Below are 26,468 nucleotides of genomic sequence, written 5' to 3'. Positions count from 1 at the left end.
GACCATGCCGCGACGGCATGGTTTCCACTGGAGGCACACCACCGACAGAAGGAGACGCCGTGCCGTTGCCGAGCATCATCACCGTCGAGGAGTTCTTCGACTCGCCCGTCCGAGCGGGAGCGAAGATCTCGCCCGACGGGTCCCGGATCGCCTTCCTGGCACCGTCGAACGGGCGGCTGAACGTGTGGGTCGAGGGCCTCGACGACGCCGTGCCCGCCCGTGCCGTCACCGCGGACGCCACCCGCAGTGTCCAGATGTTCTCCTGGACCACCGATCCGCGCTGGCTGATCTACCTGCAGGACAACGGCGGCGACGAGCGGTGGCACGTCTTCCGCGCCGACCTCGACGACCCGGACGCGCCCGCCGTCGACCTCACGCCCTTCGACGGCGCGACCGCGTTTCTCATGGACCTGCCGATCGCGCGGCCCGGGATCGCGATCGTCTCCATGAACCCGCGCAGGGTCGACGAGTTCGACGTCTTCGAGCTCGACATCGCCACCGGCGGGCTCACGGAGATCGAGCGCAACCCCGGCAACGTGGCCGGCTGGGTGTACGGCGCCGACGGCACGCTGTTCGCGTCCACGCAGGACGCCACCGGCGCGATCGCGATCTGCCGCTGGGATTCCGCGGCTCGCGCGCTGCTCCCGATCGCCGCGTTCGACGGCATCGACTACCCGCTGGGCGTCTTCCCGATCGTCCCGTCGCCCGACGGAGGCCTGTGGCTGGGCTCGAACCGGGGCACCGACCGCACGCGGGTCGTGCACCTCGACGGGGCCACCGGCGAGGAGACCGAGGTCGACGCGCACGACGTCCTCGACCTCGACACCACCGGCCTCGTCGCCCCGACGATGCCGCAGCCGCTCATCGTCGACCCGCGCACCGGCGCGTTGCTCGGTGTCCGGTACCTCGGTGAGCGCCAGGAGATCCGGGCTCTGGACGCGCGGTTCGGGGAGGTGCTCGATGCCCTGCGCGCCTTGTCCGACGGTGACCTCGGCGCGCTCTCGTCCGACCTGGACGGGAACCGCTGGGTGGTGTCCTTCGTCCACGACCGCGACCCCGGCGTCACCTACCTCTACGACCATCGCACGGGCGAGTCGCGGCTGCTCTTCCGGCCCTTTCCGCACCTGGACCCGGCGCAGCTCGCTCCGATGGCGCCGGTCGCGATGACCGCGCGCGACGGGCGGGAACTGCCCTCGTATCTCACCCTGCCGGTGGGCGAGCCGGCCGAGGGTCTGCCGCTGGTGCTGCTTGTGCACGGCGGGCCGTGGTTCCGCGACACCTGGGGCTATCACGGCGAGGTCCAGCTGCTCGCGAACCGCGGGTACGCGGTGCTGCAGGTGAACTTCCGCGGTTCCACCGGTTACGGCAAGGCCCACATGCAGGCCGGCATCGGCGAGCTGGCCGGCGCCATGCACGACGACCTCATCGACGCCGTGGACTGGGCCGTGGCGGAGGGCATCGCGGACCCGCGGCGGCTGGGGATCTTCGGCGGCTCCTACGGCGGGTACGCGGCGCTGGTCGGCGTCACCTTCACCCCGGAGAAGTTCGCCGCGGCGATCGACTACGTGGGCATCTCGAGCCTGCCGAACTTCATGGCGACGCTGCCGGAGATCGCGCGGCCCTACCTGGCCAACAACTGGATCCGATACGCCGGCGACCCGTCGGACCCGGATCAGTTGGCCGACATGCTCGCCCGGTCACCGATCACCCGCGTCGAGAAGATCCGCACTCCGCTGCTCGTGGTGCAGGGCGCCAACGATCCGCGCGTGGTGCAGGCCGAGTCCGACAACCTCGTGGAGGCCCTGCGGGCCCGCGGTGTGGAGGTCGAGTACATGATCAAGGCCGACGAGGGGCACGGCTTCGTCAACCCGGAGAACACGATCGACATGTTCCGTGCCACCGAGCGGTTCCTCGCCGAGCACCTCGGCGGGCGCGCCGAGCAGGCCTGAGCGTCAGTCCTTCGGGCGGTTGTCGACCAGCCGGCGGGCCTTGCCGACGGTGCGCTCGATGCTGCCCGGAGGGAGCACGTCGACGTCGACCGAGATGCCGATCTTGTCCTTGATGATCTTGGTCAGGGTGCTGCCGGCGGTCTCGTCGACGGGGCGGTCGTGCCGGTTCTCGACCTTGACCGTGAGCCGGTCCATGCGCTCGGGACGGTCCAGCACGCACTGGAACTGGGGCGCGAGGCCGTCGATGCCGAGGATCAGCTCCTCGATCTGGGTGGGGAAGACGTTGACGCCGCGCAGGATCATCATGTCGTCGGTGCGGCCGGTGACCTTCTCCATCCGCCGCATGGTGCGGGCGGTCCCGGGGAGCAGGCGGGTGAGGTCGCGCGTGCGGTACCGGATGATCGGGGTGGCCTGCTTGGTGAGCGAGGTGAACACCAGCTCGCCGTGCTCGCCGTCCGGGAGCACCTCGCCCGTCATCGGATCGATGACCTCGGGGTAGAAGTGGTCCTCCCAGATGTGCAGGCCGTCCTTGGTCTCCACGCACTCCATCGCGACGCCGGGACCGATCACCTCGGAGAGGCCGTAGATGTCGACGGCGTCGATGCCGACCTCCTCCTCGAGCTCGGTGCGCATCCGGTCGGTCCACGGCTCGGCGCCGAAGATCCCCGTGCGCAGGGAGGTCGCGCGGGGATCGACGCCCATGGCCAGCATGGTGTCGACGATCGTGAGCATGTAGCTCGGCGTGACCATGATCGCGTCGGGCTCGAAGTCCTGGATCAGCTGGATCTGCTTCTCCGTCTGCCCGCCCGACATGGGGATCACCGTGGCGCCCAGCCGCTCCGCGCCGTAGTGCGCGCCGAGGCCCCCGGTGAACAGGCCGTAGCCGTAGGAGACGTGCACCCGGTCGCCCGCGCGGACGCCGGCCGCGCGCAGCGACCGCGCGACCACGTCGGCCCACATGCTGATGTCGTCGGCGGTGTAGCCCACGACGGTGGGGCGGCCGGTGGTGCCGGAGGAGGCGTGGATCCGCGAGACCCGCTCGCGTGGTACGGCGAACATGCCGAACGGGTAGTTCTCCCGCAGGTCGGCCTTCGTCGTGAACGGGAACTTCGCGAGGTCCGAGAGCTCGTGGAGGTCGCTCGGGTGCACGCCCGCCTCGTCGAAGGCCCGGCGGTAGTGGGGGACGTTCTCGTAGGCGTGGGCGAGCGTGGACCGCATGCGCTCGAGCTGCAGCGCGGAGATCCGGTCGCGGGTGGCGAACTCGATGTCGTCGTCTGCGACGGTCGATGTCATGACGGGCTCCTTGGGGCTGGATCGGCTGGGAGGGCGTGGGGGACCGGGCGTCAGGCGTCGAAGTCGACGGTGACGGTGTCGCTGGTGGGGTAGGTCTGGCAGGTCAGGACGAAGCCGGCGGCCACCTCGTCGTCCTCGAGGGCGTAGTTGCGGCGCATGTCGACGGTGCCGCACAGCACCTTCGCGCGACACGTGCCGCACACGCCGCCCTTGCAGGCGAAGGGCAGATCCGGGCGGAAGTTCTCGGCACCGTCGAGCAGTGTGTCGTCCTGGGAGATCGTGCCGGTCGCGCTCCGCCCGTCGAGCACGACGGTGACCGCGCTGCTCGGGCCGGTGACGCCCGGCTCGCGGTGCTTCTCCTGCGGCGGTGGGGTGCCGTCGTCGACGTAGAACAGCTCGCGGTGGATCGCGCTGCGCGCCACGCCGAGTTCGGCGAGCACGGCCTCCGAGTCGGTGACCATGCCGTGCGGGCCGCACAGCCAGAAGTGGTTGACATCGCCGGTGGGCACGACGGTGCGCAGCAGCTCGCGCAGCCGCTCGGCGTCGACGCGACCGGTGAACAGCTCGACGTCGCGGGGCTCGCGGGAGAGGACGTGGATCACGTCGAGCCGATCGTGGTAGCGGTCCTTGAGGTCGGCGATCTCGTCGGCGAACATCACCGACCGCGTGCGACGGTTGCCGTAGATGAGGATCACGCGCGCAGCGGGATTGGCGAGGACCGTACCCGCGATGGACAGCATCGGCGTGATGCCGGAGCCCGCCGCGATGAGGACGTGCACGCCGCCCTCGTCGGGGTCGGCGGCGAAGCTGCCGGTGGGGCCCTGCACCTCGATGGTGTCGCCGGCGCGGACCCGCCGCACCAGCCAGGACGAGAACAGCCCGTCGGTGACCTCACGGACGCCGACCCGGGGCCGCTCGCCGACGGGCGCACAGATCGAGTACGACCGGCGGTGCTCGACGCCGTCGATCATCCGGCGCAACGTGAGCGATTGTCCGGCGGCGAAGGCGAATTCGTCGGCCAGATCGTCCGGCACGTCGAAGGTGACGGCCACCGCGTCGTCGCACAGCGACTCGACGTCGGCGACGGTGAGCGCGTGGAACGCGCGACCCCGGGTGGGGATGGGGGCGACGGCGGTCATCAGATCTCCTTGACGTGGTCGAAGGGCTCGCGGCAGTCCAGGCAGCGGTAGAGCGCCTTGCACGGCGTCGCGCTGAACTCGGAGTCGAGGCGGGTGGCGTCGGATCCGCAGGCGGGGCAGGCGATCCGACGGGGCATCGCCTGCAGGGTCAGGGGGACGGGGCCGTCGGCGCGGCGCGGCGCGGGGCCGGGCGTCGAGTATCCGGCGGCACGGAGCTTCGCGCGGCCCGCCTCGGTGATCCAGTCGGTGGTCCACGCGGGGGACAGCGCGGTGTCGATGACGACCTCCCCGTAGCCGGCGGCGTGCAGCGCGTGCTCGATGTCGGCGCGGATGGTTCCCATCGCGGGGCAGCCGGAGTAGGTGGGTGTGATGGTCACGCGCACGGCACCGTCGGGAGCCTGGGCGACCTCGCGGACGATGCCCAGGTCCGCCAGGGTGACCTGCGGCATCTCGGGGTCGAGTACATCGCCCACCACGGCGAGCGGCGTGCGGAACTCGGTGGCCTGCACGGTCACCACGTCCCGTCGGGATGGGCGCGGGCGACGGACTGCATCTCGGCGAGGATGCGGCTGAGCTCCTCGGTGTGCAGACCCTGTCGGCCGGCGCGGCCGCCCACCCGGGCGACGCCCGGGGCGTCGGGGATCGGTAGCCCGGCGGCGCCGAAGGTCAACTCCATGACGGCGTCGAACTCGCCGCGCAGCTCGCGCGGGTCCACACCGATCCCGGACGCGGCGAGGGCCAGCTCCTCGGTGGACGGCTCGAACAGCTCGGGGACGTAGGGCCAGACGCGGGCGATGGCCGCCTCGGTGCGGCGGCGGGACTCGTCGGTGCCCTGCGCGAGGGTGACCACCCACCGCGCGGCGTAGTCGCGGTGGTAGGTGATCTCCTTGACGCCCTTGGCCGCCACGGCGGCTAGGACGGGGTCGCGGGAGCCGCGGAGCCGGTCGAACAGGGCCAGACGGGCCGTCGCGAAGACCAGCAGGCGCACCGTCGAGACCGCGAAGTCGCCGTTGTCGAGCTCGACGAGCCGGACGTTGCGGAACGCGGAGTCGTCACGGAAGAAGGCGAGCGCGTCCTCGGCGGGCACCGGCGAGGCGTCCGAGATGACCGGCACCACCGCGGGATCGGCGGCCGCGGCGCGGGCCAGGAGGAGCCGTGCCTGGCCGAGCAGGTCGAGGCCGACGTTGGCGAGCGCGACCTCCTCCTCCAACTCGGGTGCACGGGTGCTCCATTCGGCGAGCCGCTGGGCGGAGATCAGCGCGTCGTCGCCGAGCATGAGGCAGTACACCGCGAGGGTGTGGGGGTCGACGTCGTCGGGCACCGTCGTATCGACTCCGGCGAGGGGCTCGTCGAAGCTGGTGCCGAACGCCCACTGGCCGTGGGAGTCCGAGTCGACGAGGCCCTCGTAGGCGTTGTCGTGATCGATCATGGCTGTGAATCCTGTTCGCGGGCTGGGCGAGATGGGCTGCGGTGACCGGAGGTCACATGTGGGGGACGTTGTCTGTATGTCGTCGAACGGCCGGTGCTCCGGACCGGCAGCCCGTCACATGTGCGGAACCGAGTCCGGGATCTCGTAAAAAGTCGGGTGGCGGTAGACCTTGTCGCCGCTCGGGGCGAAGAACGGGTCCTTCTCGGACGGGCTGGAGGCCACCACGTCGCTCGAGCGGACCACCCAGATGCTCACGCCCTCGTTGCGGCGGGTGTACACGTCGCGGGCGTTGCGCAACGCCATCTCGGCGTCGGCGGCGTGCAGGGAGCCGACGTGCACGTGGTTGAGTCCGCGTTTGCCGCGCAGGAACACCTCGTACAGCGGCCAGTCGATGCGGGTCTGCTCGGTCATGTCTACTCCTGCTCCGATGGGGTGGTATCCGGTGCGGCGGTGCGGGCGGCGAAGGCCGCAGCGGCCTCCCGCACCCAGGCGCCGTTCTCGTGGGCGGCGCGACGGTTCGCGATCCGCTCGACGCTGGTGGCGCCGTTGCCCTTGACGACCTGCATGAACTCGTCCCAGTCCGGCTCGCCGAAGTCGTAGGCGCCGCGCTCGGCGTTCCATGCCAGGTCCGGGTCCGGGAAGGTGACGCCGAGGATCTCGGCCTGCGGCACCGACATGTCGACGAAACGTTGCCGCAGTTCGTCGTTCGTGTGTCGCTTGATCCGCCAGGCCATCGACTGCGCCGAGTTGGGGGACCGGTCGTCGGGCGGGCCGAACATCATCAGCGCGGGCCACCACCAGCGGTTCACCGACTCCTGCACCATGTCCCGCTGCGCGTGCGTGCCGGTCATCATGGTCATGAGCAGCTCGAAGCCCTGCCGCTGATGGAAGGACTCCTCCTTGCACACCCGGATCATCGCGCGGCCGTACGGCCCGTAGGAGCTGCGGCACAGCGGCACCTGGTTGCAGATGGCGGCGCCGTCGACCAGCCAGCCGATGACGCCCACGTCCGCGTAGGAGAGGGTCGGGTAGTTGAAGATCGACGAGTACTTCTGGCGGCCCTCGATGAGGTTCTCGGTGAGCTCGGCGCGATCCACGCCGAGGGTCTCGGTCGCGGAGTACAGGTAGAGTCCGTGGCCGGCCTCGTCCTGCACCTTCGCCATGAGGATCGCCTTGCGGCGCAGCGACGGTGCGCGGGTGAGCCAGTTGCCCTCGGGCTGCATGCCGATGATCTCGGAGTGCGCATGCTGGGCGATCTGCCGGATCAGGGTCTTGCGGTACCCGTCCGGCATCCAGTCCCGCGGCTCGATGCGCTGGTCGGACTGGACGATCCGCTCGAACTCTGTCTCCAACTCGGTGGTGGTGTCTGTCATGGCTGTGCCTTCCGTGCGGCTGGGTCAGCGACCGGTGAAGTCGGGGCGGCGCTTGGCGAGGAAGGCCTCGACCGCGCCGCGGTGGTCGGCGGTGGCGGCGAGCGGCCCGGCGGCCACGCGCTCGCGCTCGAGGGCGTCTTCGAGGGAGGGGAGAGACGCGGCGACGAGTTCCTTGACGGCGGCGAACGCGGCGGTCGGGCCGCCCGCCAGCCTGCGGGCGATCGCCTCCGCAGTGGCGGCGTGCTCGTCGTCCGAGGCGACCTGCGCGATGAGGCCCCAATCCTGCGCCTGCGCCGCGGAGATTTTGGTGCCCAGCAGGATGAACGCGCGGGTGCGGACGGCGCCGATCGCGTCGACCAGAGTGCGCGTGAGGCCGGAGTCGGATGCGAGCCCGATCGCCGTGAAGGCGGTGGCGAAGCTCGCGCTCTCGGCGGCCACGACCACGTCGGCGGCGAGCGCGAGGCCCAGGCCCGCTCCGACGCACGCGCCCTGCACGGCTGCGACGACGGGGACCTCGAGCGCGGCGATGCCGGAGATCAGGGGGTTGTAGTGCTCGGCGACGGTGTCCATGGCCCGGTCGGGCGTGGTGCTCAGCGCGTCGGCGTGCTCGCCGAGGTCCTGCCCGACGCAGAAGTTGCGCCCCTCGGCGCGGATCAGCACCGCTCGCACCGAGTCGTCGGCGGCGATCGCCCGGACACCGTCGAGCAGTGCGGTCTTGAGCGACAGGTCGAGTGCGTTGGCGGCTTGCGGGCGGTTCAGCGTGAGCACGGCGAGGCCGTCGGTCACGGTGAGGGTGGCGGATTCCATGCCTACTCCTTCGGGTGTCGGTGTTCGGTGGGTCAGGACCAGGTGTGGAAGCCGCGGCCGGTCTTGCGGCCGAGATCGCCGCGGGCGACCATGTCGCGCAGCAACTGCGGCGGCGCGAACCGCTCGCCCAGAGTGGCGGCGAGGTGCTCCGCGATCGCGAGCCGGACGTCCAGGCCGACCAGGTCGGTGGAGCGCAGCGGGCCCATCGGGTGGCGGTAACCCAGCTCCATGGCCCGGTCGATGGACTCCGCGTCGGCGACGCCCTCTTCGAGCATGCGGATCGCCTCGAGGCCCAGGCACACGCCGAGCCGGCTGGTGGCGAAGCCGGGGGAGTCGTTGACGAGCACCTCCTGCTTGCCGAGGAGCCGCACCCATTCGCGGACCCGCTCGACGACGGCGCCGTCGGTGGCGTCGGTGCGGATGATCTCGACCAGGGTCGACGCGGGTACCGGGTTGAAGAAGTGCATGCCCACCAGGCGCGTCGGGTCGTCGAGCGCGGCCGCGAGCGAGGCGATCGACAGGGAGCTGGTGTTGCTGGCGATGACGCACGCCGGGCCCACCGCGGACTCGACGCGGTGCAGCACGCCGAGCTTGAGGTCGATGATCTCGGGGACGGCCTCTACCACGAGGTCGGCGTCGGCCGGCAGGTCCTCGATCCCGGCGACGACGGTGACCCGCGCGGCCACGTCCTCCGGCGTCCGACCGCCCAGCTTGTCGCGCTCGGCCGCGCGCTGCAGGCCGGTGGTGACCCGGCCCAGCGCGGCGTCCCGGTCGCCGCTCTCGGCGATCGTTACACGGGCGCCCAGCGCGGCGAAGACCTGCGCGATGCCCGCGCCCATCCGGCCCCCGCCGACGACGCCGACCTTCGACGGTGCTGTGGTCATCTGCGGTTCCTCTTCTCCAAGAATGCGGTCATGCGGTCCCGTTTGTCCGCCGTTTCGAACAGGACGGCCTGGGCGATGTCCTCGATCCGCGCGGTCCCGTCCACGACGGCCTTGGTCAGGCGCAGGGCCAGCGGCGCGGAGGCGACGATGCGGTCGAGCGTGCGGTGGGCGGAGGCCAGGTGCTCGCCCGCCGGGACGACGTCCATGACGAGCCCGTACCGGAGGGCGGCCTCCGCGTCGAGGGTGCGGCCCGCGAGCAGCACCTGCTTGGCCACCGACTGCCCGACCAGGGACGGGAGCCGGTACGTGGCGCCGGCGGCCGCGAGGATGCCGAGCCCGGGCTCGGGGTTGCCGAACACCGCGGTCTCGCCTGCGATCCGGATGTCGCAGGCGTAGGCCAGCTCGGCGCCGCCGCCGAGCGCGTAACCGCTGATCGCGGCGACGGTGGGCAGCGGGAGCGCGGCGAACCGGTCGAACAGATTGCGGTTGATGCCCGCGAAGGCCTCGTCGCGGCCGCGTTCGCGGAGCTCGCCGATGTCCGCGCCGCCGGCGAAGTGCTCCCCGGTGCCGGTCAGCAGCACGGGCGCCGGGTCCGCCTCGACGAGGCCGCAGACAGTGTGCAACTCGGCGATCATCGCGGCGTTGATGGCGTTGCGCGCCGCGGGGCGGTCGAGCGTCACGACGTACCGGTCGACGGTGCGCTCGACGGTGACGGTCTGCAGGCCGGTGACGACCTGCGGAAGGGGCTCGCTCATGCAACTCCCTCGGGGCTGGGCTGTGTCGAAATAATAACCGATCATTCGGTCGGTAACAAGGTCTTGCTGTGATCGGGGCGCGGGGTGCGAGAATCTGTTCATGAGCGCAACGCCTGTTCGACGACGCACCGGCTCGCCGGGGCGCCCCGGCTACGACCTGGACTCGCTGCTCGCGGTCGCCGTCCGCGTGTTCAACGAGCGCGGCTACGACGCGACCAGCATGGACGTGCTGGCGAAGAACCTCGGCCTGACGAAGTCGTCGATCTACCACCACGTCGCCGGCAAGGAGGAGCTGCTCGAGCTCGCCCTGAACCGCGCCCTCAGCGGCCTGTTCGCGGTGACCACCGAGGCCGGCGCCACGACGGGACGCTCCGTCGACCGCCTCGAACACGTGCTGCGCCGCAGCGTGGACGTGCTGGTCGCGGAACTGCCCTATGTCACGCTGCTCCTCCGCGTGCGCGGCAACTCCGAGGTCGAGCGCCGGGCGCTCGCACGCCGTCGTGAGTTCGACGCCGTCGTCGCGGAACTGGTGGCCGGCGCTGTCGCCGAGGGTGACGTGCGCGCGGACGTCGATCCGTCGGTGACCAGCCGCCTGTTGTTCGGCATGGTCAATTCGCTCGTCGAGTGGTACCGGCCCAAACCGGATCACCCGGTCGGGGAGGTGGCCGACGCGCTCGTCGCGATCGCCTTCGACGGGCTGCGTCGGAGCTGAGCAGCGCGGCGTCGGGTCTTGACACGGACGGGTGTCCCGGGCCACCCTGATTACCGACCGAACATACGGTAATAGGGAGCGTGCTTGATGGATAGCAGGATGGTGGAGAGCTACGCGCTGGGCCGGTGGCACCGGGCTACCGACGAGGGGCGGGCGGTGCTCAGCCCCGTCGACGGTGCCGAGGTCGCGCGGGTCTCGTCGACGGGTCTGGACGTCTCCGCGATGGCCGCGTACGCCCGCGAGACGGGCGGGCCCGCGCTCGCCGCGCTCACCTTCCACGAGCGCGCCGCGGCCCTGAAAGCGCTGGGTCTCACGCTGATGGCGGGAAAGGCCGAGTTCTACGCCGAGTCCGCGCGCACCGGCGCCACGGAGCGCGACTCCGGCGTCGACATCGACGGCGGCTTCGGGACCCTGCTCAGCTACGCGAGCAAGGCCAAGCGCGAACTGCCCAACGACACCGTGTACCTGGACGGCCCCGTCGAGCAGCTCGGCAAGAAGGGCACCTTCCTGGCCAGGCACGTGTTCACTGCGCGCCGCGGCGTCGCGGTCCAGATCAACGCCTACAACTTCCCCGTCTGGGGCTTCCTCGAGAAGCTCGCGCCCGCCTTCCTCGCCGGCGTGCCGAGCATCGTCAAGCCCGCCACCCAGACCTCCTATCTCACCGAGCTGGTGTTCCGCCGGATCATCGAATCCGGGCTCCTGCCCGAGGGATCCGTGCAGCTGCTGTGCGGCGACCCGGCCCCGCTGCTCGACAGTCTCGGCGGGCAGGACTCCGTCGCCTTCACCGGATCCGCGCACACTGCGGCCAAGCTCCGTGCGCACCCCGTGCTCGTCGAGCGCAGCGTGCACTTCACCGCCGAGGCGGACTCGCTCAACGCTTCCGTCCTCGGCGCCGATGTCACCACCGACGCCCCCGAATTCGACTTGTACATCAAGCAGCTCACCACCGAGATGACGGTCAAGGCCGGGCAGAAGTGCACCGCGATCCGCCGCGCGCTCGTGCCCGAGGCGATGGTGGGCGCCGTCGTCGAGGCGGCCCGCGCCCGGCTCGAGCGCGTCGTCGTCGGCGCGCCCGGCGCCGAGGGCGTCACGATGGGCCCCGTCGTCTCCCTGTCCCAGCGCACCGACGTGCTCGCCGCCGTCGACAAGCTCCGCGGCGCGGCGGAGCTGGTCTCGGGCGACCCGGACGATTTCACCGTGGTCGGCGGCGACGCCGCGACCGGCGCCTACCTGCCGCCGATGTTGCTGCGCAGCACCGATCCCGAGGCCCCCGACGTTCACGAGATCGAGGCCTTCGGCCCCGTCGCCACCGTCATCGGCTACCGCGACACCGCGCACGCGATCGAGCTGGTCGCCCGCGGCGGCGGCAGCCTCGTCGCCTCGCTCGTCACCGCGGACCCGCAACTGGCCCGCGAGGTGCTCCTGGGCATCGCGCCCTTCCACGGGCGGCTCCTGGTGCTCAACGCCGAGGACGCCCGCGAGTCGACGGGCCACGGCTCGCCCCTGCCCGTCCTCGTGCACGGCGGCCCCGGCCGCGCCGGTGGCGGTGAGGAACTCGGCGGCATCCGCGGCGTCCTGCACCACATGCAGCGCACCGCGATCCAGGGCACCCCGGCCGTGCTCGCCGCGACCACCGGGCAATGGGTCGCCGGGGCGCCCCGGACGGAGGGTGACGAGCACCCGTTCCGCAAGTCCCTGGCGGAGCTGAAGATCGGCGACACGATCGTCGGCGGGCCGCGCACCGTCAGCCTGGCGGACATCGGCCACTTCGCCGAGTTCACCGGGGACACCTTCTACGCCCACACCGATCCCGAGGCGGCCGCCGCGAATCCGCTGTTCGGCGGCATCGTGGCGCACGGCTACCTCGTGGTCTCCCTGGCGGCCGGCCTGTTCGTCGACCCCGCGCCGGGCCCCGTGCTGGCCAACTTCGGCGTCGACTCCCTGCGCTTCCTGACCCCCGTGCGCGCGGACGACGCGCTCACGGTGACCCTCACCGCGAAGCAGATCACCCCGCGCAGCGGCGCCGACTACGGCGAGGTCCGCTGGGACGCGGTGGTCACCAACCAGGACGACTCGCCCGTCGCCACCTACGACGTGCTGACCCTGGTCGCCAAGACCCGGGACGGCGGCGAGCCGGCATGAGTGCGGCGGTGAGCGGCGACTGCGAGCCCGCCCAGTCGATGTTCTTGGCCGACAGCGCCTCCCGCGCCCTCGGCATCGAGATCGCCGACCTGCGGCCCGGGGCCGCGACCACGACGGTGACGGTGGGGGAGACGATGGTCAACGGCCACGGGATCACCCACGGCGGCTACGTCTTCCTGCTCGCCGACACCACCTTCGCCCTCGCCTGCAACTCCCGCGGCGACGCGGCCGTCGCCGCGCGGGCGGATATCCGGTTCCTGCGCGCGACGCGACTCGGCGACGTGCTCACCGCCACGGCGGTCGAGCGAGAGCGGTTCGGCCGCAACGGTCTCTACGACGTGACGGTGCGCCGCGGGGACGACGTGATCGCCGAGTTCCGCGGCGACAGCCGGGTCATTCCCGGCGGCGCCTGAGGCTCAGCCCGTGGCGGTGCCGAGGTGCCGGGTGCGGTACTCGCCGGGGCTCGTGCCCGTCGCCGCCTTGAACGTCCGAGCGAAGCCGGAGGCGTCGGGGAATCCCCATCGCGCGCCGATCGCGGCGACCGGCCGCACGGCCTGCGCCGGGTCGGCGAGCGCCGCGCTCACCTCATCGATCCGGCGCCGGCGGATCCAGGCGCTCGGCGTCGACCCGCGGTCCGCGAACAGCTGCTGCAGGTAGCGTACCGACACGTGCTGGGCGGCGGCCACCTCCTCCACGCTCAGCCCCGGCAGGCCGAGGTGCGCGTCGATGTAGGCGGTGGCGCCGGCGAACACGACATCGGCGGTGGGGACCGCTTCCGCCGGCTCGAGCCGGCGCATCAACGTCGCGTCCACCAGCTCCAGGACCGCGTGCACTGCCCGCGGGTCGGGGTCCACGCCGCCCGTGCGCAGTTGCCGGCCGAGGCCGGTGAGCAGCGACGATGCGAGCGCGCCGAGCCCGTGCCGGCCCGAGATCCGCTGCGCTGTGAGCCCCGCGACCTGCCGGGGCGTGAGCCCCAGCCGATCCCGCGGGATCAACAACACGAACATGCTGAACTCGTCGGCGAAGTCGAGTGAGTACGCCCGCGTCGTGTCGTAGATGGCCAGGTCACCCGGCGTGAGGGCCGCCTCGCGACCGTCCTGGGTGAGCACGCTGTACCCGTGCAGCTGGACCCCGAGCTTGTACACCCCGGGATCCGCATCCGCGATGGCGGCGCGGTCGCGCCACACGGTGACCGGTCCGCCCGCGACCTCCGTGGCCGCCGCCGCACCGAGGTCCTGGCTGCGTACCAGCCCGCGGAAGCCTGCGGCACCGTCGTACCCGGAACCGCGCGGCCCGAGCAGTGCGGGGGACGAAGGACCGTCGCCGTACGGGGCGGCGCGGAGCGGCACGAACGCCGCGTTCACCGCCTCCTGCCAGGCGTCGAACCGGTCCGGCGCCGCGAGGGACGCGGCGTCGAAGACCTCGACCGCACCTGTGCCCATCGCGCGCCTCCTTCGTACCCCTCCATGTCACCACAGATCGGGGCGCGAACGTGACCCGCATCACGTTTCCGCGCCTGGGGCACACCGGCCTGCGGGTCAGGCCAATGTCCCGCGACCGTGGCGACGCCAGGCTGGATTCCAGCGGCCGAGCGGGTCGGACGGAACAGCGAGGAGCGGGAATGTCCCCACGGGAAAGCGATTACGTCATCATCGGCGCCGGGTCCGCCGGCAGCGCCCTGGCCCGGCGGCTCGTCGACGCCGGTCACAGCGTGCACGTCATCGAGGCGGGCGCCGCGGACACCGATCCGAACATCCACAGCCCCCAGGGCTGGCCCGCCCTGTTGACCGGCCCCAACGACTGGGCGGTGATGACCACCGAGCAGCGGCACGCCGCCGGCCGGGAGCTGTTCTGGCCGCGGGGGAAGGTGCTCGGTGGTTCGAGCTCGCTGAACGGCATGATCTACATCCGCGGCCACAGGGACGACTACGACGCCTGGGAGGCCGCCGGAAACGAGGGCTGGGGCTGGGACACGGTGCTCGAGCTGTTCAAGCGCAGCGAGGATCACGAGGACGGCGCTTCGGCCTGGCACGGCGCGGGCGGCCCGCTGCACGTGTCCGTGCTCCGCGACCGGCACCCCGCGGCGCAGGCCTTCGTGGATGCGGCGATCGCCGTGGGCCACAAGCCCACCGACGACTTCAACGGCGACCTCATGGAGGGCGTCGGCTTCAACCACGCGACGATCAAGGACGGCCGGCGGCACAGCGCCTGGCAGGCCTTCGTCGCGCCCGTTCTCGACTCCCCGCTGCTGACGGTCACCACCGGTGCCCTCGTCACGCGGATCGTGCTCGACGGTGCCCGCGCGGACGCGGTCGAGTACGTCGTCGACGGCGAGCTGCGCACCGCCCGCGCGAGCGCCGAGATCGTCTTGTCCGCGGGTGCCATCGGATCGCCGAAGATCCTGCAACTCTCCGGTATCGGCGACCGCGCCGACCTGTCCGCCGTCGGCCTCGACACCCTCGTCGATCTCCCGGGCGTGGGCAAGAACCTGCACGACCACCTCCTGGTCGGCAACCTCTACGCCACTGCGGAGGAACTCGTCCCCGGCCGGAACAACCTGCTCGAGGCGCAGCTGTTCGCGCACTCACAGCAGACGGACGATGCCGCGCCGGACCTGCAGCCGCTGTTCCTGCACCTGCCGTACCCCACCGACGGCGGTGACGCGCCCGCCGAGGGCTACACGATCGCGCCGGGGCTCGTGGCCCCGCGCTCGCGCGGCGCGCTGCGTCTCGCCTCGTCCGATCCGGCCGCCGCGCCGCTCGTCGACCCGAACATCCTCGCCGACGACTACGACGTGGAGGCGCTGGTCGACGCCGTGATCCTGTGCCGCGAGATCGGCTCCCAGGACGCCTTCGCGGACTTCCGGCCCACGGAGTACGTCCCGGCCCACGAGCCGGCCGACCGGGATGCCCTGCGCGACATGGTCCGCCGCCTCGCCGGCACCTACCATCACCAGGTCGGCACCTGCGCGATGGGCATCGGCGACGATGCCGTCGTCGACCCCGCCCTGCGCGTGCGCGGAGTGACCGGGCTGCGCGTCGCCGACGCGTCGATCATGCCCGTCGTACCCCGCGGCAACACCAATGCGCCCGCGATCATGGTCGGCGAGAAGGCCGCAGACCTGCTGCTCGGCGCCTGAATTCCGCTCTGCCCGAACCCTCTACCTTCACTCCCGAACGGAGCACATCATGACCATCCTCGACGCCATCACCCCCGCCACCGGCGGACGCACCGTCCTCGACCCCGCGACGGGTGAGGCCGTGGGCCGCGTCGCCGAACTCGGCGTTGCCGAACTGGACTCCGCCGTCGCCGCCGCCCGCGCCGCGCAGCCCGCCTGGGCCGCGCGCGGCGACGCCGGCCGCGTCGAGGTGCTCGGCGCGGCCGCCGACGCGATCGAGGCGAACGCGGAGGAGCTCGCCGTCCTGCTGTCCCGCGAACAGGGCAAGCCGCTCAACGGGCCGAACGCCCGATTCGAGCTGGAGGCCTGCGCCACCTGGCTGCGTGCCACCCTCGCCGTGCCGCTCGAGCCGGAGGTCGCGGTGGACGACGGTGAGACCTACGCCGAGATCCACCACCGCCCGCTGGGCGTCGTCGGCGCGATCGGACCGTGGAACTGGCCGATGATGATCTCGATCTGGCAGTTGGCGCCCGCGCTGCGGATGGGGAACACGGTGGTGCTCAAGCCCAGCGAGTTCACGCCGCTGTCCGTGCTCGCGCTGGCGCACGTGCTCAACACCGTGCTCCCGGCCGACGTGCTCATCGCGGTTCCCGGCGGCCGCGAGGTCGGCGAGGCGCTCTCCACCCACCCGGGCATCGACAAGCTGATGTTCACCGGCTCCACTGTGACGGGCAAGGCGATCATCCGCGCCTCCGCCGACTCGGTGAAGCGGGTCACCGTCGAGCTCGGCGGCAACGACGCCGGGATCGTGCTTGACGACGCGGACCCCGCCGCGATCGCCGAGGGACTGTTCTGGGGCGCGTTCATCAACACCGGCCAGACCTGCGCCGCGCTCAAGCGGCTCTACGTGCCCGACGCGCTCTACGACGCCGTGTGCGAGGAGCTCACCAAGGTCGCGGGGGCCATGCCGATGGGCGTCGGCCTCGACGAGCAGAACGTGCTCGGCCCGCTGCAGAACCGCAAGCAGTACGACATCGTCGCCGGCCTGGTCGACGAGGCGAAGGCGGGCGGCGGCCGCGTCCTGATCGGCGGTGATCCGGATCCGTCGGCGCCCGGCAACTTCTACCCGACGACGCTCGTCGCCGACCTGCCCAACGACAACCCGCTCGTGGCCCGCGAGCAGTTCGGGCCGGCGCTGCCGATCATCCGCTACTCGAGCCTCGACGAGGCGGTCGCATGGGCGAACGGCCTCGACGTCGGTCTCGGTGCGTCCGTGTGGACCCCGTCGCCCGAGCGGGCCCGCGACGTGGCGCTCCGCCTGGACGCGGGGACGGTGTGGATCAACGAGCACGGCGCCATCGATCCGCGCGTGCCCTTCGGCGGCGCCAAGCAGTCCGGCTACGGCGTCGAGTTCGCCCGCGCCGGCCTGCTCGAGTGCGCGCAGCCCGTCGCGATCAAGGGCGCCGCTGGATCCTTCGCCCCGTCGGCGTGACGCTCACGCCCGCTCCGGCCAGAACAATCCGGCCGGAGCGGGCCGGCCGGGGTCACACCGTCGCGCCGTCGATCGCGCACAGTTCTCGCCCTGCCGTGCTGAGCCGGAACCGCAACGGTCTCAGCGATACGACTTCGATCAGCCCTGCATCGACGAGGAACTGGGTCTTGGTCCTGACGGTGCGTTTGGAACGAGGTCCGGCGTCTGTGAGTTCGTCGAGCGTGACGGCGCCGGTGAACCCGAACAGTGCCACTTGTCCAAGCGCAGAGAGGATTCCCCGGTGGTCGTCGTCGACGGGTACGCGGGCCGGCGCGATCGCGCCCACGGCATCGGTCAGCGCGTCGAGCGCCGCCCTCCGGTCGGCGAGGTCGGTCGTGACGCGGTGCAGCGACTCCGCGACGATCTCCAGCATCGTCTCGACGAACGGCGTCGCATCGGCGCGGTTCAGCGGATGTTCGGCATCGGCGAACGCCTGGTAGTACCGGTCGCGGTTGTCGAAGATGGTCGCTGACAACGCGAACCACGAGATCGGCGAGAGCCTCTCGGCGAGGTCGAGCGCCAGCAGGAAGCGACCGGTCCTGCCGTTGCCGTCGTAGAAGGGGTGAACGACCTCGAAGATCAGGTGCGCGATGGCCGCACGGATGAGGTGGGGGACCTCGTCGTCGCGGCGTTGGGCGAGCATGACGGTCAGACCTGCGTCGATAGCGGCCTCGGGCACCACACCCGTGTGGACCACCTTCTGCCCCGAGGTGATCCTGACGATGTCGGCACGGAACCGTGCCCCGTCCGGCGCATCGCCCGGGTCGACCTCACCTCGCGTGACGGCGTCGTACAGATCGCGGACGTCATCGAGGGTGCCCGGAGCGGACACGCTTCGATCGCCCAGTGCGGCGTACAAGCGGACCATCTCCCGGAAGCGGCGATCGCCCGCCGGCTCATCCGTCAGCGACTCCAGGGCGTCGGCGATCTCGCGGCGCGTCGAGTGGACGTTCTCCATCTCGTTGGTCGCCTGAATCTCCTCGATGATCATCGACGAGAAGTAGTGATTCCGGGCGATAGGAAGGAGTTCGGCCCAGGTCTCCGCCACGCGTGCGTCGAGCACCATGATCCGCTCGGTCAGCGCCGTGATTCGCGGCGTCGTCAAGCAGAACAGTGAGTGTTCGCCGATGCGGAACTCCCACGAGAGCGCAGCGGGTGAGGCCCTCCGCGACGCCTCCTCGGCATCCGCTCCGGAGATGTCGCGCTGGTGAAAGACCGATCTGAGCGTGCGGTAGGCCACGATGCACCTCCCAATAAGTGGCAAAAGTGGGTTACTTGTCAAGTATTGCACGGTTCAGCGGCTAGTTAAATTGAACTTTTCCTTATTTTTGACAATAAGGATGGTGAAGGGTGCCGTCCTGATGTCAGCTCACGACGTCCTTGGTCCGGAAACCGCGGACGGCGAGGGCGAAGAAGACGATGGCGATGCTGACGGACAGGGAGACGCCCGAGACCATCGCCGACCACTCGATGCTCGGCTGCAGCAGGTCGGTCCACGCGTACTGCCAGTGCGCCGGGAGCGCGGCCCGGAGGCCGCCGAGCGCGGTCACCTGGTCGAGCACGCTGCCGATCACGGTGAGTCCGACGGCGCCGCCCACCGCGGCCAGCGGCGCGTCGGTGCGGGTCGAGAGCCACAGCGCGAGACCGGCGGTCGCCAGCTCGGACCCGATGATGAAGGCCGCGGCCAGCAGTAGCCGCCACAGTGCTTCCCCGGCGGGCAGCGACAGGCCCGTCGGGGATTGCAGCGGCCCCCAGCCGTACGCGACGGTGCCCGCGACGAGCGCCACGGCCACCAGGAGGGCGACGGAACCGACGGACAGGATCAGCGCGACGATCGCCTTCGTGACCAGCAGCCGCGTGCGGGGCACGGGAGCGGCGAGGAGGTACCGCAGCGACGACCAGTCCGCCTCGGATGCCACGGCGTCGCCGAAGAACAGCGCAACGGGGATCACGAGCAGGAATCCCGTCCCTGCGATGAGCACCGTCGCCATGAGGTTGAGCCCCGACGCCGTCGCGACGTCGAACATCGAAGGACGCCCGCTGCCGCGGCCGCTGTCATCGGTGCCCACGGCGAGCGCGACGATCAGGATGATCGGCAGCGCCGCGAGGAGCGCGGCCATCACGAGGGTGCGCCGGCGCCGCAGCTGCCGGGCGAGCTCGACGCGCACCGTCAGCGTGCGTCCGGGGGAGTACCCCGGGGCCGCCCCGTGATCGGCTCGCGCCCGTGGGTTCGCCGGATCGTTCGTGGTCGTCATTCGTCGCCGCCCGTCAGCTGGAGGAACGCGTCTTCGAGGGTGCGGGAGGCCCCGCCTTCACCGGTCTGCACGATCTCCTCGACCGTGCCGGCCGCGATCAACCGGCCGCGGCGCAGCACCACGACGTGGGTGCAGGTCTGCTCGACCTCGGCCAGGAGGTGGCTCGAGACGATCACGGTGCGCCCGGTGGCCCCGTACCGGACGATCGCGTCGCGCATCTCCCGGATCTGCGACGGGTCGAGCCCGTTGGTCGGCTCGTCGAGAACGAGCACGTCGGGCAGGCCGAGCATGGCCTGCGCGATCGCGAGCCGCTGGCGCATGCCCTGGGAGTAGGTGCGCACCGAGCGGTCGAGGGCCGAGCCGAGGTCGGCGATCTCGAGAGCCTCGTCGACGTGCGCGTCCTCGGCGGGGCGGCCGGTGGCACGCCAGTACAGGTCGAGGTTCGCCCGACCCGACAGGTGCGGCAGGAAGCCCGCGCCCTCCACGAACGCCCCGACCCGGGAGAGCACCGGCGCGCCCGGCCGGATCGGGTGCCCGAACACGCGGATCCCGCCCTCGTCGGGCGTGATGAGGCCCATCAGCATCCGCAGCGTCGTGGTCTTGCCGGCGCCGTTGGGGCCGAGCAGGCCCAGGACCTGGCCCCGCTCGACACGGAAGGTCACGTCCTGCACGCTGTACCCGTCACCGCCGGCGTACTTCTTGGACAGGCCCGTCACCTGGAGGGCCACGTCGGCCAGTTCCGGATCGGCGGGTCCGACGGTGCGCCGTCGCCGCACGGCCAGCAGCGCTGCCGCGACGACGACCGCGATGATCGGCAGCACCCAGACCCACGTGGGCAACGGCCGCGGCGCGGTCCTCAGGCCCGGTACCTCGGGCACCGTCAGCGGGCTCGTGGCCGCGATCGTGTAGGTCGCAGGGGCTGAGGGGGAGAGGTAGGCGAGATCGGTGGTGGCGAACGCGACGCGCATCCGGTGCCCGGCCACGAACTCGTGGTCGATGGTGGGCAGGCGGACCGTCGTCGTGGCGGTGCCGCCGGTGAGTGGAATGCGGATCGGTGCGGCGAGCTGCTGGGGCAGCACCTGCGAGCCCTCGGGACCCACGTCGTAGAGCTTGGCGAAGAGCACGGCGTCGGGCGCGGCGGAGTCGACCTTGATCGTCACCGTCGGGGTGCCCGTGACGGTGACCGGGCCGGCGAGTGGCGCGGAGTCGAACACCGCGGCCTGCGTCGGCAGGTCGCGCGACAGCCCGCCCGACCCGAGCGCCGCGGCGGAGGATGCGAGCGCCCCGAGCCCGGGGACGCCGGAGATCGACGGTGGCGTGCCGCCGGCCGGGTTCTCGGCGGTCCGCGGCGCACCGTCGAGCCCGACGGTGCGCGTGATGCTCCCGGCGAGCCCGGGGTAGGAGTCGGCGCTCGACGAGCGCACCGTCCGCTCGCCGGTCTCCCTGTCGACGCCGCCGGAGCGGGACACCTGGAAGGAGGGGAGGACGGGAGCGTCGGTGCCCTTGAGGTACCTGTCGAACCACTCCGCGGTGCGGGCGTTCACCCGCGCGTCCTCGGCGCTGCCGGCGTCGTGCCCGCCCGCGATCCAGTCGACCGCGACGGGGGCGCCGTTGGCGGAGATCTGCTTCGCTGCCTCGTCGGCGTGCTCCAGCGGGAAGAGCGAATCCAGTTCGCCCTGCGCGAGATAGGTGGGAACGCGGATCGCGGCGCCGACCGACGCCGGGCTGCGGGCGGCCAGCAGGGCGCGGTCGGCGTCGGTCAGTGCGCCGCCCTGCGCGATCCGCGTGTACATCTCACAGACCGCGGGCTCGAACCTCGCGCACCCGCCGCCCATGGTGAAAAGGATGCCCGCCCACTGCTTCTTGTAGACCCCGCCCGGGAACAGCGCCTGCTCGAGGTTCCAGTACGTGATCCGCGGTGCGATCGCGTCGACCCGCTTGTCGTGCCCGGCGAGCAACAGCGCGAGCGCTCCGCCGTAGCTGCCGCCCGCGACGCCCACGCGCGGGTCGCCGGGTGCGTCCTGGCGCACCTCGGAGCGGGTCGCGAGCCAGTCGAGCAGCTTGCGCGCGTCGGCGACCTCGGCGTCGGGGGAGTCGAGACCCACGAGCCCCGTCGACTTCCCGAATCCGCGAGCCGTGTACGTGAGGACGGCGTAGCCGCGCCGGGCCAGTTGCTCGGCCTCGTCGCGCACGTCGTCCTTGGACCCGCCGAAGCCGTGGGCGAGGAGCACCGCGGGCGCGGGCTCGGCACCGTCGGGCCGGAAGAAGGAGGTGTCGAGGCGCACCCCGGCCCCGTCGAGCAGCTGGTCGGTGCGTTGGACCGACGGTGCGCTGTCCCTCCCGATCGGGCCGCACGCGGCGAACGCGGCCAGGATGACGGCGACGGCGGCGAGGGCGGCACCGATGAGGAGAGGGCGCCGTGGGGCGCCGCGCAGGGCGCGAGGTGGGGGCACCGGACCAGGATATGTGCGGCTCGGGCGTTGTGGCCGGGCCAGTGTTCCGCTGAGGGAGAACGTGCTGAGGTCATTCGACGACGGAATCATCCGCGATCGGGATATCGTGACTGCAAAGGCTCTGGGGAGGGTGCGAGGGGAGAACGATGCGGCGAGGAACGTTCGGACTGGCAGCGGTGCTGATGGTCACGGCACTCGCGGGCTGCGCGACCGAGGTGCCGGGGACGGCCAGCGCACCGTCGTCCGCCGTGCGCCTGGACACGGGAAACTACGCGACCACCGTGCGGACGGTGCCGGAGCGCTCCGCGGCGCGCGGCGCAGTGATGGAGGGGCGCCGGCTCGCCGACACGATGCCGCTCACCACCGACATCGACCCGAGCCTGCGGTTCGGCGGGCAGCTGTTCGCCGGCGCCCTGCGGGACTACAACATCGGCGGTTCTCTCGAGGCGTCCTTCGGCGTCCAGGTCGCGAACGCGATGGACAAGCGCGGGCCGGGCTACTACGTCCGCGTCGATACGTCGCGGTCGACCTCCGACCTGAAGACGATGTTCTTCGGAGCCTGGGAGATGGATTCCGCGGCCGCAGCCGCGGCCGCAGTGGCCGATCCGAAGATCCTCGCGTCGGCATCGACGGATGGTGGCATCCCGCGCGTGCCGGTCACGATTCCGGGGTACCCCGCGGCGGTGTCCTACTCGCAGACCGTGGGCAAAGACGTGGCGATCAACAGTCTCGTGGCGTCGGGGCGGTACGTGTTGGCCTCGTACGCCAAGATTCCCGCCGGGGCCGCTGCGATCGGCAGGTTCTACGACCGCCAGATCGCGGCGCTGAAGACTTTCACACCGACGCCGACGGAGAAGCTCGCGGACCTGCCCGTCGACAAGGACGGCATCGCCTCGCGCACCCTCGTGCCCGAGAAGACGGAGTACTTCGTCACGGACGGCTGGACCACACCGAAGCTCTTCGCCGCGGACTCCGATCGCGTCGAGGACACTCGGAAGGCGCTCGACGCTGCCGGGGTGGATCTCGTGGGCCTCGGCAGCGATGCGGTCCTCCGGGCGAGGGACGAGGCCACGGCCCGGACGCTGCGTGACGAGCTGGCCGACATCGTGCAGCCGATGGAATCCGGCGTCCAGGCCACCGAGGTGCCCGGTGCGCCCGGCGTGATCTGCCGGATCGAGTCGAGTGCGATGCCGCGTGGTTCCAACGTCAAGACGCACTGCTTCCTCGCCGTGGGGCGGTACACGGCGGTGCTCACGGCGGATCAGACCGGCGATGCGAAGCAGCAGGCCGCGGCGCAGTACCTGATCCTGCGGAAGGCCGGCTGATGCGGCCTCCGGCTGGGCTGGTCCTTGCGCTGGCGACCGTCCTGGCCGCGTGCTCGACGACGGTGCCCGGTACCCCGTCGGGGCCGTCGACGGCGTCACTGGCGACGGGCAGTTACTCCACCGTCCCGCGGGTGGTCACGAAGCCGTCGGCGACGATGGGCAAGATCCTGGAAGCGCGGCGGCTCGCGGCGACGATTCCCCTGTACAGCACGATCGACCCGGCTCTGAAATTCGGGAACCCCATGACGATCGGCGCGCTCGAGGACCACGGGAACGCACCCACGGTGGAGTCGGCCTTCGGGACGTCCGCGTCGAGGGTGATGGCGGGCCACGGTGCCGGGGTGATCGCCACCGCGCGGAACGGGGACAGCGGCAAGGACTACGGCTATGTGAATTTCGGCCTCTGGGAGATGAGCTCGCCGGAGGCGGCGGCTGCGGCGGTCGCGGACCCTCGCCTCCTGGAGCCGGAACTGGTGCAGTACGGGTACACCAAGAAGTCCGTCTCGATGCAGGGGTATCCGAAGGCGGTTGCCTACGAGTTGAACGGGACGAGGAAGCGGCTTCGGGCGTTCCTCGCCTCGGGCAGCGTCGTGATCGCGGTCTCGTCCGAACTGATGAACGCCGCGCTGGTGCGGAAGTACTTCGACCTGCAGCTCCAGGCGCTGAAGGACTTCGTGCCGACGGACGAGTACAAGCGCGGCGAGCTGCCCGTCGATCCGAGCGGCCTGTCCGCACTGACCCTCGCACCGGACAGCGGCGACCTCGACCACGAGGGCGACATCGCACCGCGGGTGATAGCGCTCGGCGCCGACTCCCCGGACACGGTTCTCGCGGCCTTCACTGCGGCGGGAGCCGATGCCGCCGGGCTGGGTGGGACCACCGTCTACCGGACGAAGGACGCCGCGTCCGCGCCCGCACTGAGTGGGGTACTGCTGGACTCGGCTACGCGGTACGTGAGGTTCAGAGGTACGCCGATCCAGGTCAAAGACATGGATGGAGTGGCGTGCAGTACCGTTCCCGCACGCGCCAGCTCGACGGTCCGCGCGGCGTGCACGATGGCCGTCGGGCGCTACGTCGCAGTCGTCACCTCCTCGCAGGCGGAGGACGCGATCCAGCGCGCCGCGGCCCAGTACCTCATCCTGCGGTCCGCGAAGTAGTGAGGAACCGCGCCGACCGCGACCACGGTCGCTGAGTGGATCGGAAAACCCGTTGCGGCGGCCGTGATCCGGTGTCAGTGTTGATGTCGGCTACGGGGAGGAGCGGCCCGAGCGGTTGTACCGCGATCGGGTTCCGCGTGTTCGAATCCCCGTCACCCTCCAGTGGCACGGCCCCTTTCGGGCCCAGAGGGTTCGAGTCCCTCGCCCGCCGTACCGCCGGAACCGCGGGCGGTGACAGCCCTGCGATGCCCCGGCCATTACCCGGGACATCCCGCCGTCTCCGCTCGCCCGGCGGTGCGGTGCCACGACCCAGACCTGGCATCCCTCGGAGCGCGACGCTCCGGGGGCGCACGGCCCGACCGGGCCGCACACGAAAGGAGAACCGCCGTGTCGATCATGAACGCCGTCCGCGGCCGCCGCATCGTGGTGCGTCCGGCCCGTCTGGCCTTGGAGTACCGCGACGGCACCCTCGCCCGCGTCCTCGAGCCGGGCGCATACCGCGTTCGGCGTCCGGAGGCCGTCGTCCTCGTCGGCGTCGCCGAACGCCTGATCCCGGTGGCCCCGCAGGAGATCCTCACCGCCGAGTCGGTACCGGTGCGGGTGTCGATGACCCTGCGGGTCAAGGTCGTCGATCCGATCGCGTACACCGAGCGGGCCGTCGACCCGGACGCCGTCGTCTACCTCGCCGCGCAGATCGCGCTGCGCGAGGCGCTTTCCGGTGTCGCGGTCGACGACCTGCTGCGACGGACCGGGGCCGTCGACGGTGAAACGGTACGGCGGGGCGTGTCGGCGGCGGCCGAGGAGGTGGGTGTCCAAGTGCTCGGCGTCGTCGTGAAGGACGTCGTGCTGCCGAGCGAGATCCGCAGCGCTGCGATCGATCTGATCACCGCCAAGGCGCGCGGCGCGGCCCGCCTGGAGGAAGCGCGTGCCGAGACCGCCGCGCTGCGTGCGCTCGCCAACGCCGGGCGCATGCTCGACGCGTCGCCGGCGCTGGCCCGGCTCCGCATGATCGAGGCCGCGCCCGCGGGCGCGAAGATCGTCTTCGGCGATCGGGAGCGGTGACCGTTCAGGTGGCCGGCTCGGCGCGTACGCGCCGAGTCAGTCGCTGAGCATGTCCTTGATCAGCGGGACCACCTTCTCGCCGTACAGCTCGATCGAGCGCATCAGGTCGGCGTGCGTGACCGGCTGGTCGTACTTGAGGTCGAAACGGTCGACGCCGAGCGTGCGGATCGTGGCGGCGATCCGCCGCGCCACCGTCTCGGGGGAGCCGATGTACAGCGAGCCCGTCTCGATCTCCCGCTCGAAGTCGCCGACGGCGGGCGGCGGCCAGCCGCGCTCGCGGACCATCCTCTGCCGCATCTTCATCCAGCCGTCGAAGACGAGGGCGTGCGCCTGCTCGTCCGTCTCCGCAACGAGGCCGGGCGAGTGCACCGCGATCGGCTTGCGGGGTACGCCGTACTCATCCTGGGCCCGTTCGAAGAGGTCGACGTAGGCCTTGAACCGGTCCGCGGGGCCGCCGATGATCGCCAGGAAGAGGCCGAAGCCGTACCGGGCGGTGCGGACCACGGACTCGGGGCTGCCGCCGACGCCCACCCAGGCGCGGATGCCGTCCGCGGTGGTCGGGAAGACACGCTGCTCGCTCAGCGACGCGCGGGTGGTGCCGGACCAGGTGAGCGGCTCCTCCTTCAACAGCGCCGCGAGCAGCTCGAGCTTCTCCTCGAAGAGAACCTCGTAGTCCTGGAGGTCGTACCCGAACAGGGGGAAGGACTCGGTGAAGGAGCCACGCCCTGCGACGATCTCGGCGCGGCCGTCGGACACCGCGTCGAGCGTCGCGAACCGCTCGAACACCCGCACCGGATCGTCCGAGCTGAGCACGGTCACCGTCGAACCGAGACGGATCGAGTCGGTGCGCGACGCGATCGCCGAGAGGACCATCTCCGGGCTCGAGACGGCGAAGTCCGCGCGGTGGTGCTCGCCGACGCCGAAGAAGTCCAGGCCCACGGCATCGGCCGTCACGGCCTCCTCGACGAGATCGCGGATCACCTGGGGATGGGGCAGGGGTTCGCCCTGCGCGTCCTTCGTCACTCCGCCGAACGTGTCCACGCCGAACTCGGGAATCTTCATGGTAGTCATAGTACCGACTGAA

At 71.4% G+C, this 26,468-nt stretch carries 23 protein-coding genes; 9 read left to right on the top strand and 14 right to left on the bottom strand.

All coding sequences use genetic code 11. The annotated features are described in order from the left end of the window. Nucleotides 1–17: 17 nt before the first annotated feature. The gene (locus AXK61_RS04045; protein ID WP_414929984.1) at nt 18–1,949 is read left to right on the top strand and encodes a S9 family peptidase; all 1,932 of its coding nucleotides are present in this window, start codon (nt 18–20) and stop codon (nt 1,947–1,949) included. A gap of 3 nt (nt 1,950–1,952) precedes the next feature. On the opposite strand, the gene paaK is transcribed toward AXK61_RS04045, so the two are convergent. The 9 genes from paaK to AXK61_RS04000 all read right to left on the bottom strand — a co-directional run bounded on the left by paaK (nt 1,953) and on the right by AXK61_RS04000 (nt 9,629). Then, nucleotides 1,953–3,242 carry a phenylacetate--CoA ligase PaaK gene (paaK, locus tag AXK61_RS04040; RefSeq protein ID WP_068743944.1) on the bottom strand — a complete coding sequence of 430 codons (1,290 nt, stop codon included), beginning with the start codon at nt 3,240–3,242 and terminating at the stop codon, nt 1,953–1,955. Between the two features lie 50 nt (nt 3,243–3,292). After that, complete coding sequence (paaE, locus tag AXK61_RS04035) at nt 3,293–4,384, bottom strand: 1,2-phenylacetyl-CoA epoxidase subunit PaaE (RefSeq protein WP_082789208.1); 1,092 nt, start codon at nt 4,382–4,384, stop codon at nt 3,293–3,295. After that, nucleotides 4,381–4,890, bottom strand: a complete 510-nt coding sequence (gene paaD, locus AXK61_RS04030; RefSeq protein WP_414929985.1) for a 1,2-phenylacetyl-CoA epoxidase subunit PaaD — start codon at nt 4,888–4,890, stop codon at nt 4,381–4,383. Before paaD ends, paaE begins: the two co-directional genes overlap by 4 nt. Nucleotides 4,891–4,892: 2 nt before the next feature. Next, on the bottom strand, nt 4,893–5,810 hold the full coding sequence (gene paaC / locus AXK61_RS04025) for a 1,2-phenylacetyl-CoA epoxidase subunit PaaC (protein WP_068571639.1): 918 nt from the start codon (nt 5,808–5,810) through the stop codon (nt 4,893–4,895). Between the two features lie 114 nt (nt 5,811–5,924). Beyond that, nucleotides 5,925–6,221 (bottom strand): 1,2-phenylacetyl-CoA epoxidase subunit PaaB, encoded by a 297-nt coding sequence (gene paaB, locus AXK61_RS04020; RefSeq protein ID WP_068571638.1) that lies wholly within the window; start codon nt 6,219–6,221, stop codon nt 5,925–5,927. A 2-nt stretch (nt 6,222–6,223) separates the two neighbouring features. Then, nucleotides 6,224–7,183 carry a 1,2-phenylacetyl-CoA epoxidase subunit PaaA gene (gene paaA / locus AXK61_RS04015; protein ID WP_068571637.1) on the bottom strand — a complete coding sequence of 320 codons (960 nt, stop codon included), beginning with the start codon at nt 7,181–7,183 and terminating at the stop codon, nt 6,224–6,226. 24 nt (nt 7,184–7,207) lie between these two features. Next, nucleotides 7,208–7,990, bottom strand: a complete 783-nt coding sequence (locus AXK61_RS04010; protein WP_068571636.1) for an enoyl-CoA hydratase-related protein — start codon at nt 7,988–7,990, stop codon at nt 7,208–7,210. A gap of 32 nt (nt 7,991–8,022) precedes the next feature. Beyond that, nucleotides 8,023–8,874 (bottom strand): 3-hydroxyacyl-CoA dehydrogenase family protein, encoded by an 852-nt coding sequence (locus tag AXK61_RS04005; RefSeq protein ID WP_068743941.1) that lies wholly within the window; start codon nt 8,872–8,874, stop codon nt 8,023–8,025. Next, the gene (locus AXK61_RS04000; protein ID WP_414929983.1) at nt 8,871–9,629 is read right to left on the bottom strand and encodes an enoyl-CoA hydratase/isomerase family protein; all 759 of its coding nucleotides are present in this window, start codon (nt 9,627–9,629) and stop codon (nt 8,871–8,873) included. Before AXK61_RS04000 ends, AXK61_RS04005 begins: the two co-directional genes overlap by 4 nt. Before the next feature lie 100 nt (nt 9,630–9,729). Here AXK61_RS04000 and AXK61_RS03995 point away from each other — a divergent pair, with 100 nt between their 5' ends. The 3 genes from AXK61_RS03995 to paaI all read left to right on the top strand — a co-directional run bounded on the left by AXK61_RS03995 (nt 9,730) and on the right by paaI (nt 12,896). Further along, entirely contained in the window at nt 9,730–10,341 is a 612-nt protein-coding gene (locus tag AXK61_RS03995; RefSeq protein WP_068743940.1) for a TetR/AcrR family transcriptional regulator, read from the top strand. 99 nt (nt 10,342–10,440) lie between these two features. Next, complete coding sequence (gene paaZ, locus AXK61_RS03990) at nt 10,441–12,483, top strand: phenylacetic acid degradation bifunctional protein PaaZ (RefSeq protein ID WP_231855423.1); 2,043 nt, start codon at nt 10,441–10,443, stop codon at nt 12,481–12,483. Next, on the top strand, nt 12,480–12,896 hold the full coding sequence (gene paaI / locus AXK61_RS03985) for a hydroxyphenylacetyl-CoA thioesterase PaaI (RefSeq protein ID WP_068571632.1): 417 nt from the start codon (nt 12,480–12,482) through the stop codon (nt 12,894–12,896). The genes paaZ and paaI overlap by 4 nt, the downstream gene beginning before the upstream one ends. 3 nt (nt 12,897–12,899) lie before the next feature. Here the strand turns inward: paaI and AXK61_RS03980 are convergent, their stop codons facing one another. Further along, entirely contained in the window at nt 12,900–13,925 is a 1,026-nt protein-coding gene (locus tag AXK61_RS03980; protein ID WP_068743936.1) for an AraC-like ligand-binding domain-containing protein, read from the bottom strand. Between the two features lie 179 nt (nt 13,926–14,104). Between AXK61_RS03980 and AXK61_RS03975 the strand changes: the two genes are divergently transcribed. Together AXK61_RS03975 and AXK61_RS03970 are read left to right on the top strand one after the other, a co-directional pair. After that, nucleotides 14,105–15,622, top strand: coding sequence for a GMC family oxidoreductase (locus AXK61_RS03975; protein ID WP_068743934.1), 1,518 nt, complete (start codon nt 14,105–14,107; stop codon nt 15,620–15,622). A gap of 49 nt (nt 15,623–15,671) precedes the next feature. Beyond that, on the top strand, nt 15,672–17,093 hold the full coding sequence (locus AXK61_RS03970; RefSeq protein ID WP_068743932.1) for an aldehyde dehydrogenase family protein: 1,422 nt from the start codon (nt 15,672–15,674) through the stop codon (nt 17,091–17,093). A 52-nt stretch (nt 17,094–17,145) separates the two neighbouring features. Here AXK61_RS03970 and AXK61_RS03965 read toward each other — a convergent pair whose 3' ends face one another. The 3 genes from AXK61_RS03965 to AXK61_RS03955 all read right to left on the bottom strand — a co-directional run bounded on the left by AXK61_RS03965 (nt 17,146) and on the right by AXK61_RS03955 (nt 21,840). After that, nucleotides 17,146–18,237: a Fic family protein gene (locus tag AXK61_RS03965; RefSeq protein WP_231855422.1), complete on the bottom strand. Its 1,092-nt coding sequence runs from the start codon at nt 18,235–18,237 to the stop codon at nt 17,146–17,148. Nucleotides 18,238–18,496: 259 nt separating this feature from the next. After that, the gene (locus AXK61_RS03960; protein ID WP_068571627.1) at nt 18,497–19,387 is read right to left on the bottom strand and encodes an ABC transporter permease; all 891 of its coding nucleotides are present in this window, start codon (nt 19,385–19,387) and stop codon (nt 18,497–18,499) included. Beyond that, nucleotides 19,384–21,840: an alpha/beta fold hydrolase gene (locus tag AXK61_RS03955; RefSeq protein WP_231855421.1), complete on the bottom strand. Its 2,457-nt coding sequence runs from the start codon at nt 21,838–21,840 to the stop codon at nt 19,384–19,386. The genes AXK61_RS03960 and AXK61_RS03955 overlap by 4 nt, the downstream gene beginning before the upstream one ends. A 146-nt stretch (nt 21,841–21,986) precedes the next feature. Between AXK61_RS03955 and AXK61_RS03950 the strand changes: the two genes are divergently transcribed. The 3 genes from AXK61_RS03950 (at nt 21,987) to AXK61_RS03940 (ending at nt 25,384) form a co-directional block, all read left to right on the top strand. Further along, nucleotides 21,987–23,165 (top strand): DUF7373 family lipoprotein, encoded by a 1,179-nt coding sequence (locus tag AXK61_RS03950; RefSeq protein ID WP_139057948.1) that lies wholly within the window; start codon nt 21,987–21,989, stop codon nt 23,163–23,165. Then, nucleotides 23,165–24,322 carry a DUF7373 family lipoprotein gene (locus AXK61_RS03945; RefSeq protein WP_139057947.1) on the top strand — a complete coding sequence of 386 codons (1,158 nt, stop codon included), beginning with the start codon at nt 23,165–23,167 and terminating at the stop codon, nt 24,320–24,322. Before AXK61_RS03950 ends, AXK61_RS03945 begins: the two co-directional genes overlap by 1 nt. Before the next feature lie 396 nt (nt 24,323–24,718). After that, nucleotides 24,719–25,384, top strand: coding sequence for an SPFH domain-containing protein (locus tag AXK61_RS03940; protein WP_068571711.1), 666 nt, complete (start codon nt 24,719–24,721; stop codon nt 25,382–25,384). A gap of 36 nt (nt 25,385–25,420) precedes the next feature. On the opposite strand, the gene AXK61_RS03935 is transcribed toward AXK61_RS03940, so the two are convergent. Further along, nucleotides 25,421–26,455 (bottom strand): Atu2307/SP_0267 family LLM class monooxygenase, encoded by a 1,035-nt coding sequence (locus AXK61_RS03935; protein WP_414929982.1) that lies wholly within the window; start codon nt 26,453–26,455, stop codon nt 25,421–25,423. Nucleotides 26,456–26,468: the final 13 nt, after the last annotated feature.

The sequence above is a fragment of the Tsukamurella pseudospumae genome (assembly GCF_001575205.1).
In the GTDB taxonomy this organism is placed as follows: domain Bacteria; phylum Actinomycetota; class Actinomycetes; order Mycobacteriales; family Mycobacteriaceae; genus Tsukamurella; species Tsukamurella pseudospumae.
The sequence above is the reverse complement of the archived record's forward strand: the minus strand, read 5'-3'. Positions and strand labels throughout refer to the sequence as shown.

Bases quoted from the DNA above. Each gene is read 5' to 3' on its own strand.
- AXK61_RS04045 (WP_414929984.1), top strand. From the start codon at position 18: ATGGTTTCCACTGGAGGCACACCACCGACAGAAGGAGACGCCGTGCCG.
- paaK (WP_068743944.1), bottom strand. From the start codon at position 3,242: ATGACATCGACCGTCGCAGACGACGACATCGAGTTCGCCACCCGCGAC.
- paaC (WP_068571639.1), bottom strand. From the start codon at position 5,810: ATGATCGATCACGACAACGCCTACGAGGGCCTCGTCGACTCGGACTCC.
- paaB (WP_068571638.1), bottom strand. From the start codon at position 6,221: ATGACCGAGCAGACCCGCATCGACTGGCCGCTGTACGAGGTGTTCCTG.
- paaA (WP_068571637.1), bottom strand. From the start codon at position 7,183: ATGACAGACACCACCACCGAGTTGGAGACAGAGTTCGAGCGGATCGTC.
- AXK61_RS04010 (WP_068571636.1), bottom strand. From the start codon at position 7,990: ATGGAATCCGCCACCCTCACCGTGACCGACGGCCTCGCCGTGCTCACG.
- AXK61_RS04005 (WP_068743941.1), bottom strand. From the start codon at position 8,874: ATGACCACAGCACCGTCGAAGGTCGGCGTCGTCGGCGGGGGCCGGATG.
- AXK61_RS04000 (WP_414929983.1), bottom strand. From the start codon at position 9,629: ATGAGCGAGCCCCTTCCGCAGGTCGTCACCGGCCTGCAGACCGTCACC.
- AXK61_RS03995 (WP_068743940.1), top strand. From the start codon at position 9,730: ATGAGCGCAACGCCTGTTCGACGACGCACCGGCTCGCCGGGGCGCCCC.
- paaZ (WP_231855423.1), top strand. From the start codon at position 10,441: ATGGTGGAGAGCTACGCGCTGGGCCGGTGGCACCGGGCTACCGACGAG.
- paaI (WP_068571632.1), top strand. From the start codon at position 12,480: ATGAGTGCGGCGGTGAGCGGCGACTGCGAGCCCGCCCAGTCGATGTTC.
- AXK61_RS03980 (WP_068743936.1), bottom strand. From the start codon at position 13,925: ATGGGCACAGGTGCGGTCGAGGTCTTCGACGCCGCGTCCCTCGCGGCG.
- AXK61_RS03975 (WP_068743934.1), top strand. From the start codon at position 14,105: ATGTCCCCACGGGAAAGCGATTACGTCATCATCGGCGCCGGGTCCGCC.
- AXK61_RS03970 (WP_068743932.1), top strand. From the start codon at position 15,672: ATGACCATCCTCGACGCCATCACCCCCGCCACCGGCGGACGCACCGTC.
- AXK61_RS03960 (WP_068571627.1), bottom strand. From the start codon at position 19,387: ATGACGACCACGAACGATCCGGCGAACCCACGGGCGCGAGCCGATCAC.
- AXK61_RS03950 (WP_139057948.1), top strand. From the start codon at position 21,987: ATGCGGCGAGGAACGTTCGGACTGGCAGCGGTGCTGATGGTCACGGCA.
- AXK61_RS03945 (WP_139057947.1), top strand. From the start codon at position 23,165: ATGCGGCCTCCGGCTGGGCTGGTCCTTGCGCTGGCGACCGTCCTGGCC.
- AXK61_RS03940 (WP_068571711.1), top strand. From the start codon at position 24,719: ATGAACGCCGTCCGCGGCCGCCGCATCGTGGTGCGTCCGGCCCGTCTG.
- AXK61_RS03935 (WP_414929982.1), bottom strand. From the start codon at position 26,455: ATGACTACCATGAAGATTCCCGAGTTCGGCGTGGACACGTTCGGCGGA.